18 protein-coding genes are annotated in these 13968 nt (G+C 62.8%); 1 reads left to right on the top strand and 17 read right to left on the bottom strand.

Annotated features, from left to right (window positions below; genetic code table 11):
* Positions 1 to 44: 44 nt before the first annotated feature.
* The 7 genes from AIOL_RS05730 to AIOL_RS05700 all read right to left on the bottom strand — a co-directional run bounded on the left by AIOL_RS05730 (position 45) and on the right by AIOL_RS05700 (position 4975).
* Positions 45 to 1112 carry a hypothetical protein gene (locus tag AIOL_RS05730; protein WP_049642107.1) on the bottom strand — a complete coding sequence of 356 codons (1068 nt, stop codon included), beginning with the start codon at positions 1110 to 1112 and terminating at the stop codon, positions 45 to 47.
* 127 nt (positions 1113 to 1239) lie between these two features.
* Positions 1240 to 1653 carry a 50S ribosomal protein L16 gene (gene rplP, locus AIOL_RS05725; protein WP_049642106.1) on the bottom strand — a complete coding sequence of 138 codons (414 nt, stop codon included), beginning with the start codon at positions 1651 to 1653 and terminating at the stop codon, positions 1240 to 1242.
* 12 nt (positions 1654 to 1665) lie between these two features.
* Positions 1666 to 2382: a 30S ribosomal protein S3 gene (gene rpsC / locus AIOL_RS05720; RefSeq protein WP_049642105.1), complete on the bottom strand. Its 717-nt coding sequence runs from the start codon at positions 2380 to 2382 to the stop codon at positions 1666 to 1668.
* A complete protein-coding gene (rplV, locus tag AIOL_RS05715) occupies positions 2382 to 2762 on the bottom strand; it encodes a 50S ribosomal protein L22 (protein WP_049642104.1) in 381 nt (126 codons plus the stop codon). The genes rpsC and rplV overlap by 1 nt, the downstream gene beginning before the upstream one ends.
* Positions 2763 to 2765: 3 nt before the next feature.
* Positions 2766 to 3044, bottom strand: coding sequence for a 30S ribosomal protein S19 (rpsS, locus tag AIOL_RS05710; protein ID WP_049642103.1), 279 nt, complete (start codon positions 3042 to 3044; stop codon positions 2766 to 2768).
* A 3-nt stretch (positions 3045 to 3047) separates the two neighbouring features.
* Positions 3048 to 3890, bottom strand: a complete 843-nt coding sequence (rplB, locus tag AIOL_RS05705; protein WP_049642102.1) for a 50S ribosomal protein L2 — start codon at positions 3888 to 3890, stop codon at positions 3048 to 3050.
* A gap of 398 nt (positions 3891 to 4288) precedes the next feature.
* Complete coding sequence (locus tag AIOL_RS05700; RefSeq protein ID WP_152912383.1) at positions 4289 to 4975, bottom strand: class I SAM-dependent methyltransferase; 687 nt, start codon at positions 4973 to 4975, stop codon at positions 4289 to 4291.
* 107 nt (positions 4976 to 5082) lie between these two features.
* Between AIOL_RS05700 and AIOL_RS25820 the strand changes: the two genes are divergently transcribed.
* Positions 5083 to 5280, top strand: coding sequence for a hypothetical protein (locus AIOL_RS25820; protein WP_049642100.1), 198 nt, complete (start codon positions 5083 to 5085; stop codon positions 5278 to 5280).
* An 84-nt stretch (positions 5281 to 5364) separates the two neighbouring features.
* Here AIOL_RS25820 and AIOL_RS05690 read toward each other — a convergent pair whose 3' ends face one another.
* The 10 genes from AIOL_RS05690 to AIOL_RS05645 form a co-directional block, all read right to left on the bottom strand.
* Complete coding sequence (locus AIOL_RS05690) at positions 5365 to 5661, bottom strand: 50S ribosomal protein L23 (protein ID WP_049642099.1); 297 nt, start codon at positions 5659 to 5661, stop codon at positions 5365 to 5367.
* A complete protein-coding gene (rplD, locus tag AIOL_RS05685; RefSeq protein WP_049642098.1) occupies positions 5658 to 6275 on the bottom strand; it encodes a 50S ribosomal protein L4 in 618 nt (205 codons plus the stop codon). The genes AIOL_RS05690 and rplD overlap by 4 nt, the downstream gene beginning before the upstream one ends.
* Complete coding sequence (gene rplC, locus AIOL_RS05680) at positions 6265 to 7008, bottom strand: 50S ribosomal protein L3 (RefSeq protein ID WP_049642097.1); 744 nt, start codon at positions 7006 to 7008, stop codon at positions 6265 to 6267. The genes rplD and rplC overlap by 11 nt, the downstream gene beginning before the upstream one ends.
* A gap of 15 nt (positions 7009 to 7023) precedes the next feature.
* Complete coding sequence (gene rpsJ, locus AIOL_RS05675; RefSeq protein WP_035248435.1) at positions 7024 to 7332, bottom strand: 30S ribosomal protein S10; 309 nt, start codon at positions 7330 to 7332, stop codon at positions 7024 to 7026.
* A gap of 165 nt (positions 7333 to 7497) precedes the next feature.
* A complete protein-coding gene (gene tuf, locus AIOL_RS05670) occupies positions 7498 to 8673 on the bottom strand; it encodes an elongation factor Tu (protein ID WP_049644791.1) in 1176 nt (391 codons plus the stop codon).
* A gap of 60 nt (positions 8674 to 8733) precedes the next feature.
* A complete protein-coding gene (fusA, locus tag AIOL_RS05665) occupies positions 8734 to 10851 on the bottom strand; it encodes an elongation factor G (RefSeq protein ID WP_049642096.1) in 2118 nt (705 codons plus the stop codon).
* Positions 10852 to 10886: 35 nt separating this feature from the next.
* Positions 10887 to 11357 carry a 30S ribosomal protein S7 gene (rpsG, locus tag AIOL_RS05660; protein ID WP_049642095.1) on the bottom strand — a complete coding sequence of 157 codons (471 nt, stop codon included), beginning with the start codon at positions 11355 to 11357 and terminating at the stop codon, positions 10887 to 10889.
* Between the two features lie 12 nt (positions 11358 to 11369).
* Positions 11370 to 11741: a 30S ribosomal protein S12 gene (gene rpsL, locus AIOL_RS05655; protein WP_049642094.1), complete on the bottom strand. Its 372-nt coding sequence runs from the start codon at positions 11739 to 11741 to the stop codon at positions 11370 to 11372.
* A gap of 336 nt (positions 11742 to 12077) precedes the next feature.
* Positions 12078 to 12899 (bottom strand): glycosyltransferase, encoded by an 822-nt coding sequence (locus tag AIOL_RS05650; protein WP_049642093.1) that lies wholly within the window; start codon positions 12897 to 12899, stop codon positions 12078 to 12080.
* 52 nt (positions 12900 to 12951) lie between these two features.
* Entirely contained in the window at positions 12952 to 13836 is an 885-nt protein-coding gene (locus AIOL_RS05645; protein WP_049642092.1) for a DMT family transporter, read from the bottom strand.
* Positions 13837 to 13968: the final 132 nt, after the last annotated feature.

Raw genomic sequence — 13968 nt, 5'->3', positions numbered from 1 at the left:
AGATGTTGGGAACCCGCAACCGCCCTTAATTTCCCTGTGATGCGCTAAGAGCGATACCGGCGATCAAAGCGCTTGTAGAACGCCTCCGGCGTCATCCCAAAGGCCGCTTTGAAGGCCGCCTGCCAGGACGCCCCGGTCGCCAGGATATCCAGATACCGGCCATAGGACTTCGCCCCCTTCAGACCCACCAGATCAATCGCCGCGATCGTCCCCGCGTCGTAAACATCGCTGTAATGCGAGTGCAGCGCGCTGCGCTTTTCAAGCGTCTTAAGGCTCGGGATGCGCTTGCCGTCATAAAAGGAATTTGAAAACAAGAACCCCTCCGCAGCACTGATGCCGGTCCGCCCGCTGATCGCATAGGCGTTGGCGAAACCTTCGACCAGCCAAACCGGGCCATCGCGCTCTAGCTTGGCGGCGGCAGAGCTGCCCGGCGCGGATGTCCCGGCCACTTGGGTCTGCACCAGATGCACCAGCTCATGGGCCGTGACAAAGTCGATCTCGCGCTGCCAGTTCTCGTTCTTGCTGCGGTATCCGGGTTGCACGCAGAAGACCGCCAAGCCCGGTAGAACAAAGGCGCCGATGCCACCCTTGTTGCTGCAATGGCGGCGGGCGACGGAGGCGATAGAACGCCCAGGATACTCGGTGTGCTGCTCGACCAGCCCCCCAATCACCCCCGCGCTAGCCCCAATGACGACCTTGTCGCGGCCCGGCAATTCCAGCTTGAAAAACTTGGCCATGCGCGGCCGCGCCTTCTTGAGCTGGCTCTGGATCCGCTTTGCAACTTGCCGGTCCACACCCTTGCCCACGTGAAAGTCGAAGGCCCCCTTGCGCGACGGCCATTGCCGCTTCAGGCGCGAGATCTTCAGCCCAATCTGGCGGCAATAGCTCATCGCAGAGAATTCATGCAACGGCACTTTGGCGCGCAATCCGCGCTTGGCCGCGAAGCTGGCGAAGGCCTTTTTCGTGGCGTCGTCAATCTTGCCATCCACCGGGCCGGGGTCGAATTTGGCGGCGGCGAGTTGCTGCTCCACGCAGAGCGCGCCGGGCGATGCCTGGGCGGCGGAGCTCAGCGCCAGACCCAAGGCCAGGAAAAGGAAACAAGTGAATCTCATGCCTGAAGTCTAGAACCGCTAGGGGCGATTGCAAGACACCAATGTACCGCAAAAGAAAAGCCCCCGCTGATCACTCAGCGGGGGCTCAATTCTTAGGATCGCGGCCCGCAGGGCCGCCGCCCAGAGCTTACCAGTCTTCGCGCTGAACGATCCGGCATTTCACCGGCAGCTTCATCGCGGCCAGGCGCAGGGCCTCGCGGGCGACCTCGTCGGAGACGCCGTCGATCTCGAACATGATCCGGCCGGGCTTGACCTTGCAGGCCCAGTAATCGACCGAGCCCTTACCTTTACCCATCCGGACTTCAACCGGCTTGGAGGTCTCGGGGGTGTCCGGGAAGATCCGGATCCAAACGCGGCCCTGACGCTTCATGTGGCGCGTCATGGCACGACGAGCGGCCTCGATCTGGCGCGCGGTGACACGCTCCGGTTCGGTGGATTTCAGCCCGTAGGAGCCGAAGTTAAGGTCCGAGCCACCCTTGGCCAGGCCGCGAATGCGGCCCTTCTGGATCTTGCGGAACTTGGTGCGTTTTGGTTGTAGCATCTATCGTTCCTCCTAGCGGTCTCGGCGGCCGCCACCGGCGCCACGTGGGGCCGGGCCGTCCTGCAGCTCTTGCTGCTTACGATCACGAGCCGACGGGTCGTGCTCCATGATCTCGCCTTTGAAGATCCAGACCTTGATGCCGATGATGCCGTAGGGCGTGACCGCCTCTACCGTCGCATAATCGATATCGGCGCGCAGCGTGTGCAGCGGCACCCGGCCCTCGCGGTACCATTCGGTCCGGGCGATCTCGGCGCCGCCAAGGCGGCCCGCGACGTTCACGCGGATGCCCAAGGCGCCCATGCGCATCGAGTTCTGCACCGCCCGCTTCATCGCGCGGCGGAAGCTGACCCGGCGTTCAAGCTGCTGGGCGATGCTGTCGGCCACCAGTTGCGCGTCCAGTTCCGGCTTGCGGACCTCGACGATGTTGAGGTGCAGCTCGCTGGCGGTCATCGCGGCCAGCTTGCGGCGCAGGCCCTCGATATCGGCGCCTTTCTTGCCGATGATCACGCCGGGGCGCGCGGTGTGCACCGTCACCCGGCACTTCTTGTGCGGGCGCTCGATGATCACCTTGCTGACGCCGGCTTGCTTGCACTCGGTCTCGATGAACTTGCGGATCTTGAGGTCCTCCAGAAGGAGGTCGCCATAATCCTTGGTGTCGGCGTACCAGCGGCTGTCCCAGGTGCGGTTCACCTGCAGGCGCATGCCGATCGGATTGGTTTTGTTACCCATTAGGCTTGCTCCTCGACCTGGCGGACCTTGATTGTCAGCTCCGCGAACGGCTTCACGATGCGGCCATAGCGGCCCCGGGCACGCGGGCGACCGCGCTTCATGGTGAGGTTCTTGCCCACCCAGGCCTCGGCAACGATCAGCTCGTCCACGTCCAGGTTGTGGTTGTTCTCGGCGTTCGCGATCGCGGACTGCAGGCACTTCTTGACGTCCAGCGCGACGCGCTTTTTCGAGAAGGTCAGGTCGTTGAGCGCGCGCTCGACCTTCTTGCCGCGGATCAGCGCCGCCAGAAGGTTCAGCTTCTGCGGGCTCGTTTTGAGCATGCGCAGTTTCGCCATCGCCTCGTTATCCGCCACGCGGCGGGGATTTTTATCCTTGCCCATGGCTTACTTCCTCTTCGCTTTCTTGTCCGCCGCGTGACCGTAATAGGTGCGCGTCGGGCTGTACTCGCCGAATTTCTGCCCGATCATATCCTCGGAGACGTTCACCGGGATGTGCTTGCGGCCGTTGTACACACCGAAGGTGAGCCCAACGAATTGCGGCAGGATGGTGGAGCGGCGCGACCAGATCTTGATGACCTCGTTGCGGCCCGACTCGCGGGTCTTCTCGGCCTTCTTCAGGACATAGCTGTCGACGAAGGGGCCCTTCCAAACAGAGCGGCTCATGTTCTAGCGCCCTTTCTTCTTGGCGTGACGCGAGCGGATGATCAGCTTGCTGGACGCTTTGTTCTTGTTCCGGGTGCGCTTGCCCTTGGTGGGGACGCCCCATGGGGTGACCGGGTGGCGGCCGCCCGAGGTCCGGCCCTCACCGCCGCCATGCGGGTGATCGACCGGGTTCATGACCACGCCTCGCACGCTGGGACGCTTGCCCATGTGGCGCACGCGACCGGCCTTGCCGAGGTTCTGGTTGGAGTTGTCGGGGTTCGACACGGCGCCCACGGTGGCCATGCATTCCTGGCGCACCAGGCGCAGCTCGCCAGAGCTGAGGCGGATCTGCGCGTAGGAGCCATCACGGCCCACGAACTGCGCGTAGGTGCCCGCCGCGCGAGCGATCTGCCCGCCCTTGCCCGGCTTCATCTCCACGTTATGGACGATGGTACCGATGGGCATGCCGCTGAAGGGCATGGCGTTGCCCGGCTTGATGTCGGCCTTCTCGGAGGCCACGACCTGATCGCCGATCGCGAGGCGCTGCGGGGCCAGGATATAGGCCTGCTCGCCGTCCTCGTACTTCACCAGCGCGATGAACGCGGTGCGGTTCGGGTCATATTCGATGCGTTCAACCGTGGCGGCGACGTCGAACTTGCGACGCTTGAAGTCCACGATTCTGTAGAGGCGTTTCGCCCCACCGCCGCGGCGGCGCATCGTGATCCGTCCGGTGTTGTTCCGGCCCGCCTTCTTGGTCAGACCCTCAGTGAGGGACTTGACCGGGCGGCCTTTCCAAAGCTCCGAACGGTCGATCAGCACCAGCCCGCGCTGGCCAGGCGTCGTAGGTTTGTACGACTTGAGTGCCATGCTTGCTCTCTTCCGTTAGCTAGACGGCGGGCCATGTTAGAAAGCCGACCCGCCTATGTTAAAGGGCCCCGAAGGTCCCCAAATTCGAAAACCAAACAGCCCCGGACGAATCCGGGGCGGCTAGACGGATGCGGTATAGCGGGGTCGGGTGGGGGTGTCTATAGGTTCAAACGGTTTTTTGGCGCTGGCATCGGGTGTCTATCCTTGGCCTTGCATCTGACTCGCCGGGGTCAGGAGATCGGGCAGCCGGGACTTATGTGCGTGACATTTCTACCTGTCGATTATTCGGGCCTGTTCCCGCCGGGTGGTGGGCGACATCCTTAGGGATATTGACCGCGAAACTCTATGCGCGCGGGCAGAACGTCCTGAGATACAAGGCCTTGGCGCAACCATAAGCGTCATTTCAGCAACCACGTTGCCCCTACCGCGACCACTTCTTTGCGGTGCTTCTGAGAAAACCTGTTGACGTTATCCCGCATCTGAAAAACCCCTTCTTCGTTACGCCAATCCCAGTCATCACCGCACAAAACGGCGTTTGGGAACGCGGCAAAGGCAGCGTCCAAATCCTCCGGGGTCTTGAAGGCGTCTATATAGATTATGTCAGGCTTGATTCCGCGGCGTTTAAGATCGTCAAACACGTCCGGGGATTTTTGCCTGACGGGAATGAAACGATCCTTGAATTTCCTCAAATTGTTCAGCGCGATACAAAAGTTTCCATGCTTCCTAATAGCGCTCGCAATCTCGAGAATATCACGGCCTTCTGGCAAGTGTTTCAGAAAACTCGGATGCGTCTTCATCTGTTCGACATAGGGACCCCAATTACCGCCCCATGGGTCGACCCCAATTACACGAAGACGGTCCGACGCATTGAGCCATCGAATTGCGGATCCACCCAAAAAAGTGCCAATTTCCACGAGTATGCCGTCCGGATTTTCCTTGATTTTGTCCGTAACCAGATGCCTGCCACCACCGTCCAGAGCCAGCGAAAATGATTCAACGCTCCCCCATTCAAATTCCGGCCAGGGGTTGTCCCGTTGCAACGCCCCCCAGCCTTGCATTACTCCAGTATTTGCCACTTCCGCCACATCAATTCCCCTCAGCCTACATTCCGCAATTGGTATGCTATGACGCTCACAACTAGCAATTGTCAATCGGCGCAATAAAGCAATCATGCCAGCCGTGCGTATGTCGGATGCCGCATTCCCAGGCCAGAAACGCCGTTAAGGGCGGCTGGGACAATCACCACGAGGAATTTGTGAAGTTTGTCTCTTATGAGGTGATCAAAACCGGCGGAGACATCTCGATGACCAAAGGCGGGCCCGTGCCGGGTTATAGCGCCACCGTGGCCATCTCTGCGATCCACCGCGAACACGGGCATGGCGACCATTAAGCGCCGGTAAAGCAAAAAAAGGCCCCCGCTTCACGCGAGGGCCTCTCTGATTTCGTAGGATGGGGTTTGACCCCATCGCCCGGCCTAGAGACCGGTGGACACGTCGATCGTGTTGCCCTCTTCGAGCGTCACATAGGCCTTCTTGACGTCCTTGCGGGTGCCGAGGCGCCCGCGGAACCGCTTATGCTTGCCCTTGGTGATGGTGGTGTTCACCGCCTTCACCTTGACGCCAAAGAGCGCCTCGATGGCCTCCTTGATGGCGGGCTTGTTGGCCTCCATCGCCACCTCGAAGACAACCGCGCCGTTCTCGGACGCCATGGTGGCCTTCTCGGTGATGATCGGCTTGCGGATCGTGTCGTAGTGCTTGGGTTCTGCGCTCATTTCAGTCGAGCCTCCAGAGCTTCGACACCCGCCTTCGTCAAGACCAGGGTCTCGCGCTTGAGGATGTCATACACGTTGGCGCCCATCGAGGGCAGCACGTCCAGGCCGTCGATATTGGCGGCGGCCTTGGCGAAGCCCTCGTTCACGGCGGCGCCGTCGATGATCAGGGCCTTCTTCCAGCCCAGCTCGCGCATCTGCTTGGCCAGGACCGAGGTCTTGCCGTCGCTCTCGGCGCTCTCGATCACCACCAGTTCGCCCGCCTGCGCCTTGGCGCTCAGCGCGTGCTTGAGCCCCAGCTTGCGGAACTTCTTGGGCAGGTCGTGGGCATGGCTACGCGGGGTCGGGCCCTTGTAGATGCCGCCCTTGCGGAAGATCGGCGCGTTCCGGTCGCCGTGGCGTGCGCCACCGGTGCCCTTCTGGCGGTAGATCTTCTTCGTCGAGTAGCTGGTCTCGGACCGGGTCTTCACCTTGTGCGTACCGGCCTGCGCCTTGTTGCGCTGCCAGCGCACCACGCGGTGCAGGATGTCCGCGCGCGGCTCCAGCCCAAAGATGGCGTCGTCCAGGTCAACCGACCCGGCCTTGCCGCCGTCCAGTTTGATGGCATCAGCTTTCATTGGCCTCGCCTCCTTCTTGTGCGGCGGCCTCGGCGGGCGCCTCGGCAACCGGAGCGGCGTCGGATTTCAGCCCGGCAGGGGTCGGCAGATCGGCGGGCGCGGATTTCTTAACCGCGTCCTTGATCGTCACCCAGCCGCCCTTTGATCCGGGCACGGCGCCCTTGATCATGATCAGGCCGCGGTCGGCGTCGGTCTTGACCACCTGCAGGTTCTGCGTGGTGACCTTGGCCGCGCCCATGTGGCCCGCCATCTTCTTGCCCTTGAACACCCGACCGGGGTCCTGACACTGGCCCGTCGAGCCGTGCGAGCGGTGGCTGATCGACACGCCGTGCGAGGCGCGCAGCCCGCCGAAGTTGTGCCGCTTCATCGCACCGGCAAAGCCCTTACCGATCGAGGTGCCAGAGACATCCACGAATTGACCGGCCAGGTAGTGATCCGCCGAGATCTCGGCGCCCACTTCGATGAGGTTCTCAGGGGCGACCCGGAACTCTGCGACCTTCCGCTTGGGCTCTACCTTCGCCGCGGCGAAGTGCCCACGCATGGCCTGCGAGGTCCGCTTGGCCTTCGCCGAGCCCGCGCCGAGCTGCACGGCGGTGTAGCCGTCCTTCTCGGCGGTGCGCTGAGCGACCACCTGCAATTTGTCCAACTGAAGCACGGTCACAGGGATCTGCTTTCCGTCCTCCATGAAGAGCCGGGTCATGCCGACCTTCTTCGCGATAACACCAGAGCGCATGTCTGTTTGCCCCCCTTAGACCGAGATCTGCACGTCGACGCCCGCGGCGAGGTCGAGCTTCATCAGCGCGTCCACGGTCTGCGGCGTCGGGTCCACGATGTCGAGCAGGCGCTTATGCGTCCGGATTTCCCACTGATCACGGGACTTCTTGTCCACGTGGGGGCCGCGCAAGACCGTGAATTTCTCGATCTTGTTGGGCAGCGGGATGGGCCCGCGCACCTGGGCGCCGGTCCGCTTGGCGGTGTTCACGATTTCCTGGGTCGACGCGTCGAGAACCCGGTAATCGAACGCCTTAAGGCGGATCCGAATGTTTTGGCTTTGGATGGCCATTTTGTTTTCCTTTCAGTTGAGAGGAGGGGCGGGCGCTCCGCCCCTCGTCGAACCGGTTTCTATAGTGTGGCTGCTCCGCCGCCCTGCTGGGCGGCATCGCCGGCCGAGGAGTGCCCGTTGGGCGGGGTGACCCGCCCGGGGCGCGAGGAAGCCCCGCTGTTACTCGATGATCTTCGCGACGACGCCGGCACCCACGGTGCGGCCGCCCTCACGGATGGCGAAGCGCAGGCCCTCCTCCATCGCGATCGGCGCGATCAGCTCGGCCTCAAAGCTGATATTGTCCCCAGGCATCACCATCTCGGTGCCCTCGGGCAGCTTGAAGTTGCCGGTCACGTCCGTGGTCCGGAAGTAGAACTGCGGCCGGTAGCCTGAGAAGAACGGCGTGTGGCGGCCGCCTTCTTCCTTGGTCAGGATGTAGGCCTCGGCGGTGAACTTGGTGTGCGGCTTCACGGAGCCGGGCTTGCACAGCACCTGGCCGCGCTCGATCGCCTCCTTGGCCACGCCGCGCAGCAGCGCGCCGATATTGTCGCCGGCCTCGCCCTGGTCGAGCAGCTTGCGGAACATCTCCACGCCCGTGCAGGTCGTCTTCTGCGTGTCCTTGATGCCGACGATCTCGATCTCTTCGCCGACCTTGATCACGCCGCGCTCCACCCGGCCCGTGGCAACCGTGCCGCGGCCCGAGATCGAGAACACGTCCTCGACGGGCATCAGGAAGGGCTGGTCCACGGCGCGCTCGGGCGTCGGGATCGCCTCGTCCACCGCCGCCATCAGCTCTTTGATCTTCTCCTCGCCGATCGCCGGGTTGTTGCCCTCCATCGCGGCCAGGGCCGAGCCCGCCACGATCGGGATGTCGTCGCCGGGGAAGTCGTAGGAGGACAGCAGCTCGCGGATCTCCATCTCGACGAGCTCCAGCAGCTCCTCGTCATCCACCTGGTCGACCTTGTTCATGAACACCACCAGCGCGGGCACGCCCACCTGGCGGGCCAGCAGGATGTGCTCGCGGGTCTGCGGCATCGGGCCGTCGGCGGCGTTCACCACCAGGATCGCGCCGTCCATCTGGGCGGCACCGGTGATCATGTTCTTGACGTAGTCGGCGTGGCCGGGGCAGTCGACGTGGGCGTAGTGGCGCGCCTCGGTCTCGTACTCCACGTGCGCGGTCGAGATCGTGATCCCGCGGGCCTTCTCCTCGGGCGCGCCGTCGATCTGGTCATACGCCTGGAAGTCGCCGAAATACTTCGTGATCGCCGCCGTCAGCGTCGTCTTGCCGTGGTCCACGTGCCCGATCGTGCCGATGTTCACGTGCGGCTTGTTACGCTCAAACTTTTCCTTTGCCATGATGGCCTCCTCTTGTTCAGAGGGGTGGGGCACTGCCCCACCCAAATTCCGTTGTTTCGTTTAGGCGAACTTCGCCTGGATTTCTTCGCTGATGTTCTGCGGCACCGGATCGTAATGGTCGAACTGCATCGTGAACTGCGCGCGGCCCGAGGACATGGAACGCAGGTTGTTGATGTAGCCGAACATGTTCGCCAGCGGCACGAAGGCGTTGATCGCAACGGCGTTGCCGCGCGGCTCCTGCCCGCTCACCTGGCCACGACGCGAGGTCAGGTCGCCGATGATGCCACCGGTGTATTCCTCCGGCGTGATCACTTCGACCTTCATCACCGGCTCAAGCAGTTTGGCCCCGCCCATGCGCATGCCTTCACGCATGCCCATACGACCGGCGATCTCAAACGCCAGCACGCTGGAGTCCACGTCGTGGAACTTGCCGTCCACCAGAGCAACCTTGAAGTCGATGACCGGGAAACCAGCCAGCGGGCCGCTATCCATGACCGACTTGATGCCCTTTTCGACACCGGGGATGTATTCCTTCGGCACCGCACCGCCGACGATCCGGCTCTCGAACGAGAAGCCCTCGCCCGCCTCGGTCGGCGTGATGATCATCTTCACCTCGGCGTACTGACCCGAACCACCCGACTGTTTCTTGTGGGTGTAGGTGTGCTCGACCTCTTTCGAGATCGTCTCACGATAGGCCACCTGTGGCGCACCGATATTGGCCTCGACCTTGAACTCGCGCTTGAGGCGGTCGACCAGGATGTCCAGGTGAAGTTCGCCCATGCCCTTCATGATGGTCTGACCGCTCTCCATGTCGGTCTCGACGCGGAAGGAGGGGTCCTCGGCAGCCAAACGCTGCAGGCCCTGGCTCATCTTCTCTTGGTCGTTCTTGGTCTTCGGCTCGACCGCGATCTCGATCACCGGATCGGGGAAGGTCATCGTCTCCAGCACGACCGGCTCTTTCTGATCGCACAGAGTGTCGCCCGTGGTGGTGTCCTTCAGACCGGCCAGCGCGATGATGTCGCCGGCAAACGCCTCTTCGATCTCGTCGCGCTTGATCGAGTGCATCATCATCATACGACCGATGCGCTCTTTCTTGCCCTTGGTCGAGTTCAGAACGGTGTCGCCCTTGTTCATCGTGCCCGAGTAGATCCGGGTGAAGGTAAGGGAGCCCACGAAGGGGTCGTTCATGATCTTGAACGCAAGGCCCGAGAACGCCATGTCGTCATCCGCACGGCGGGCGATGTCACGGGTCTCTTCTTCGTCGCCGGGCTTAAAGCCCATGTAGTCGACCACGTCCAGCGGGCTGGGCAGGTAGTCGATCACGGCGTTCAGCAGGGGCTGCACACCCTTGTTCTTAAAGGCAGAGCCACCCAGAACCGGCACAAAGCTCATCGCCAGCGTGCCCTTGCGCAGCAGTTTGCGCAAGGTAGGCACGTCGGGCTCTTCGCCTTCCAGGTAGGCTTCCATCGCGTCGTCGTCTTCTTCGACGGCGGCCTCGATCATCTTGCCGCGCCATTCGTCGGCCATGTCCTTGAGGCTGTCACGCACGGGCGCTTTCACCCAGGACGCGCCAAGGTCTTCGCCCTGCCACAGCCACTCTTCCATGGTGACCAGGTCGATCAGGCCCTCAAGCTCGGTCTCGGCCCCAATCGGGATGCCAACCGGCACGGCGCGGGCGCCGGTGCGGTCCTCGATCATCTCGACACAGTTGAAGAAATCGGCGCCGATCTTGTCCATCTTGTTGACGAAGACCATCCGCGGAACCTTGTAGCGGTCGGCCTGGCGCCAAACGGTCTCGGTCTGCGGCTCAACGCCAGCGTTGGCGTCGAGCACGCAAACAGCACCGTCGAGCACCGCCAGCGAGCGCTCCACCTCGATGGTGAAGTCCACGTGGCCGGGGGTGTCGATGATGTTCAAGCGGTGCTTGGGGCTTTCGGCGTTCTGGCCGTCCTCGGTGCGCTCCCAGAAGGTGGTGGTTGCCGCCGAGGTGATCGTGATGCCACGCTCCTGCTCCTGCTCCATCCAGTCCATGGTTGCGGCGCCGTCATGCACCTCGCCGATGTTATGCTCTTTGCCCGTGTAGTACAGGATCCGCTCCGAGCAGGTGGTCTTGCCTGCGTCGATATGGGCCATGATGCCGAAGTTGCGGTAAAGCTCGAGAGGATATTCGCGTGCCATGGGTCTGGTGCCTCTAGGTCAATAGGAGAGTTCGGTTACCATCGGTAATGGCTGAACGCTTTGTTAGCGTCGGCCATCTTGTGGGTGTCTTCGCGCTTCTTCACGGCGGTGCCGCGGCCGTTCACTGCGTCCAGCAGCTCGCCGGCGAGGCGTTCTTCCATCGTGTTTTCGTTGCGGTTGCGGCTGGCGGTGATCAGCCAGCGGATCGCCAGGGCCTCGCGGCGCTCGGGGCGAACCTCGACCGGCACCTGGTAGGTGGCACCACCAACCCGGCGCGAGCGAACCTCGACCGACGGCTTGATGTTGTCCAGCGCTTCGTGAAAGACCTCGATCGGCTCTTTCTTCAGCTTGTCCTGGACCCGGTCCATCGCGTGGTAGACGATGCGCTCGGCGACCGACTTCTTACCGTCGATCATCAGGTTGTTCATGAATTTCGTCAGCACGATATCGCCATACTTGGCGTCGGGCAGGACTTCGCGTTTCTCAGCAGCGTGACGGCGGGACATCTGTAATTCCTCTTACTTCGGACGCTTGGCGCCGTACTTCGAACGACGCTGCTTACGGTCTTTGACGCCCTGGGTATCCAGAACACCACGCAGGATGTGATAGCGCACACCGGGAAGGTCTTTCACACGACCGCCGCGGATCAGCACAACGGAGTGCTCCTGGAGGTTGTGGCTCTCACCGGGGATGTAGCTGATCACCTCGAAGCCGTTGGTCAGGCGCACTTTGGCGACCTTCCGCATGGCCGAGTTCGGCTTCTTGGGCGTGGTGGTGTACACGCGGGTGCACACGCCGCGCTTTTGCGGGCAGCTCTCGAGGTGCAGGGACTTCGAGCGTTTTACTTTTGGCTGCCGCGGCTTGCGGATCAGCTGTTGAATCGTTGGCATGCACGTTCCTCGTGTTGCACTATGTCAATACTCGCCCCGCGCATCGGGACGCTTCTTCTCGACGGCGCCTTGCGCGAACCGCAAAACACCAAAACCGCAGCCGCTCCCTTGCGCGGGAGCGTCGCGGTGGAATTCCAGAGGATCGAGGCGGGTTAGGCCTGGATCGTGACCACTTAAGATTTGGATCGGGCGAAGCGCTCCGCCCAAGTGCGCGCCGTATAGGGTGAGTCTGACCCCTTGTCAACGCAGTATGAGCGACGCGCCCGGCGCATGGTGAACGCGGCGCCCGTCACGCTAGCCCGTCCGCCCTACCCTGTCCGCCCCATCCTGTCCGCCCTACCCCGCCGCGCTGCGCGCGCGCTGCATCGCGGCCAGGTCGATGCCGAAGGCACGCTGTAGAAGCTGCGCGGGGTTGCCGATCTCGTCGTCGGTGCAATGCCGGTCCCAACGGTTCGAAAAATTGCTGACATTGTCCTCATGGGCGCCGCGTAGGAACATGTTGCGCTTTGGCACGCTGATGACGGGCATGTGCTGCCAAAGCTTGAGGTGGTCGATCCGGCGCAGCACCGTGGACTTGCTTGGTGGGCGGAAGGTCACCAGCCCCGGCGTCCATAGGCGGCATTGCGCCATGCGCAGCTCGTGCCCGCTGGCGTCCATGCGCAGCACAAGCCCGCGGCTGAAATCCAGGCTGGCCCAGTTCGTGTCCACCAAGAGACCCATCATCAGCGGCAGATGGGCCCGCGTCTCGGCGATGAATTCGCGGTGCACGGCGTCATCGTCATCCAGCTGGAACTCGGCCACGAAATCAGCCCCGGGGTCGGAATGCCCGTCCATCAGCGCCTTCACTGCCTGGCGGTGATTCTGGCCCTCCTCCTCAAAGCAAACCTTGATCTGCGGGACCTGATCCGCCAAGGCGACAAGCCGCCCCCGGAAGGGCTCTGGCAACTGATCCCCGACCAGCAGCAGGCACTGAAAGTCTGGGTCGGTCTGGCCGCGCAGGCAGGGTATGACGACGTGCTCGAACCAGACCAGGCGGCGTTCCAGCCGCCGGGGTTCGTATAGCTCGGCGCGCCGGGCTGCGAAATCGTCCAGGCCCTTCTGATTGTAAATCGAGGGGTACGAGAACCGAAGTAGCCCGAGGATCTGCAGCCGTGCCATGAATTACTGCCCTTGTTTGCCGCACCCTACCCCGCGCCACTCGGCGCGGCAATCAGGCGGATGGTTGGCCCGCGAGCGCGCGCTCGCGCGAGAACGTGTAGACGCCCATCGCAACCACAATGCCCGCGCCAAGCAGGGTGATGGCGTCCGGCCGCTCTCCGAAGGCCACAACGCCCAGAAGCAGCGCCCAAAGAAGCGCGGTAAAGCGGAATGGCGCAATCACCGCCACCTGGCCCACCCGCATCGCCGACACCGCACAAAAATAGGCGCCGATGATCAGCACCGAGGCCGCGCCGAGGTTCAGCAGCGCCCCGCCTGAGACCGGCTGCCACTCGGTGAACAGCGTCACCAGCCCAAAGGCCACCGTGACTGACACCGCGTTCGACAGGGCCACAAAGAGCGTCGGCACCTGTGCAGAGATCTTGCGCGACAGCAGGTCCCGCATGGTCACCAGGCAGACCGTGATCAGCACGTAGAGCGAATAGATGGTGAAGCCATCGAAGCCTGGCCGCACGATCAACAGCACCCCAAAGAAGCCCACGAGAATGGCCGTCCAGCGGCGCAGGCCCACCTGCTCGCCCAGAAACAGCGCCCCCCCGAGCGTGATCGACAACGGCAGGACCTGCAGGATCGCCGTGGCGTTCGCGATGGGCATGTTGAAGATCGCGGTAAGGAAAAAGTATGCGGCGCCAATCTCGGTGAGGTTTCGGATGGCAATCAGCTTGCGGTCGCGGGCCGGGAAATCGAAGCGCAACTGGCCGAGCGCCCAGGCGAGTACCAGCATCATCACGACTGTCGGCACGCCGCGCATGAAGATGGCCTGCGCCAGGGGCAGCTCGCCGCTGAGGCCCTTCATGCAAGCGTCGTTGAGGGTGAACGCGGCCATCGACCCCATCATGAAGAGGGCCCCGCGGGAGTTCTCGGCAAGTTTCGTCATTCAGCCTGTCTATGCCGAGCGACGACGCGAGGCCATGCGGTTTGCGAGAATTCGTCGATTCAGTTGTTAATTGTGCTCTGGCTGGGCTGCCTAGGGCGTGTAGCCGTCCTTGGCGCGAGGCAAATCTCTTGC

This window comes from Candidatus Rhodobacter oscarellae (genome assembly GCF_001078595.1).
Taxonomy (GTDB): domain Bacteria; phylum Pseudomonadota; class Alphaproteobacteria; order Rhodobacterales; family Rhodobacteraceae; genus Rhodobacter_B; species Rhodobacter_B oscarellae.
Note: the sequence above shows the minus strand (reverse complement) of the source record. Positions and strands in the feature narration are given on the sequence as shown.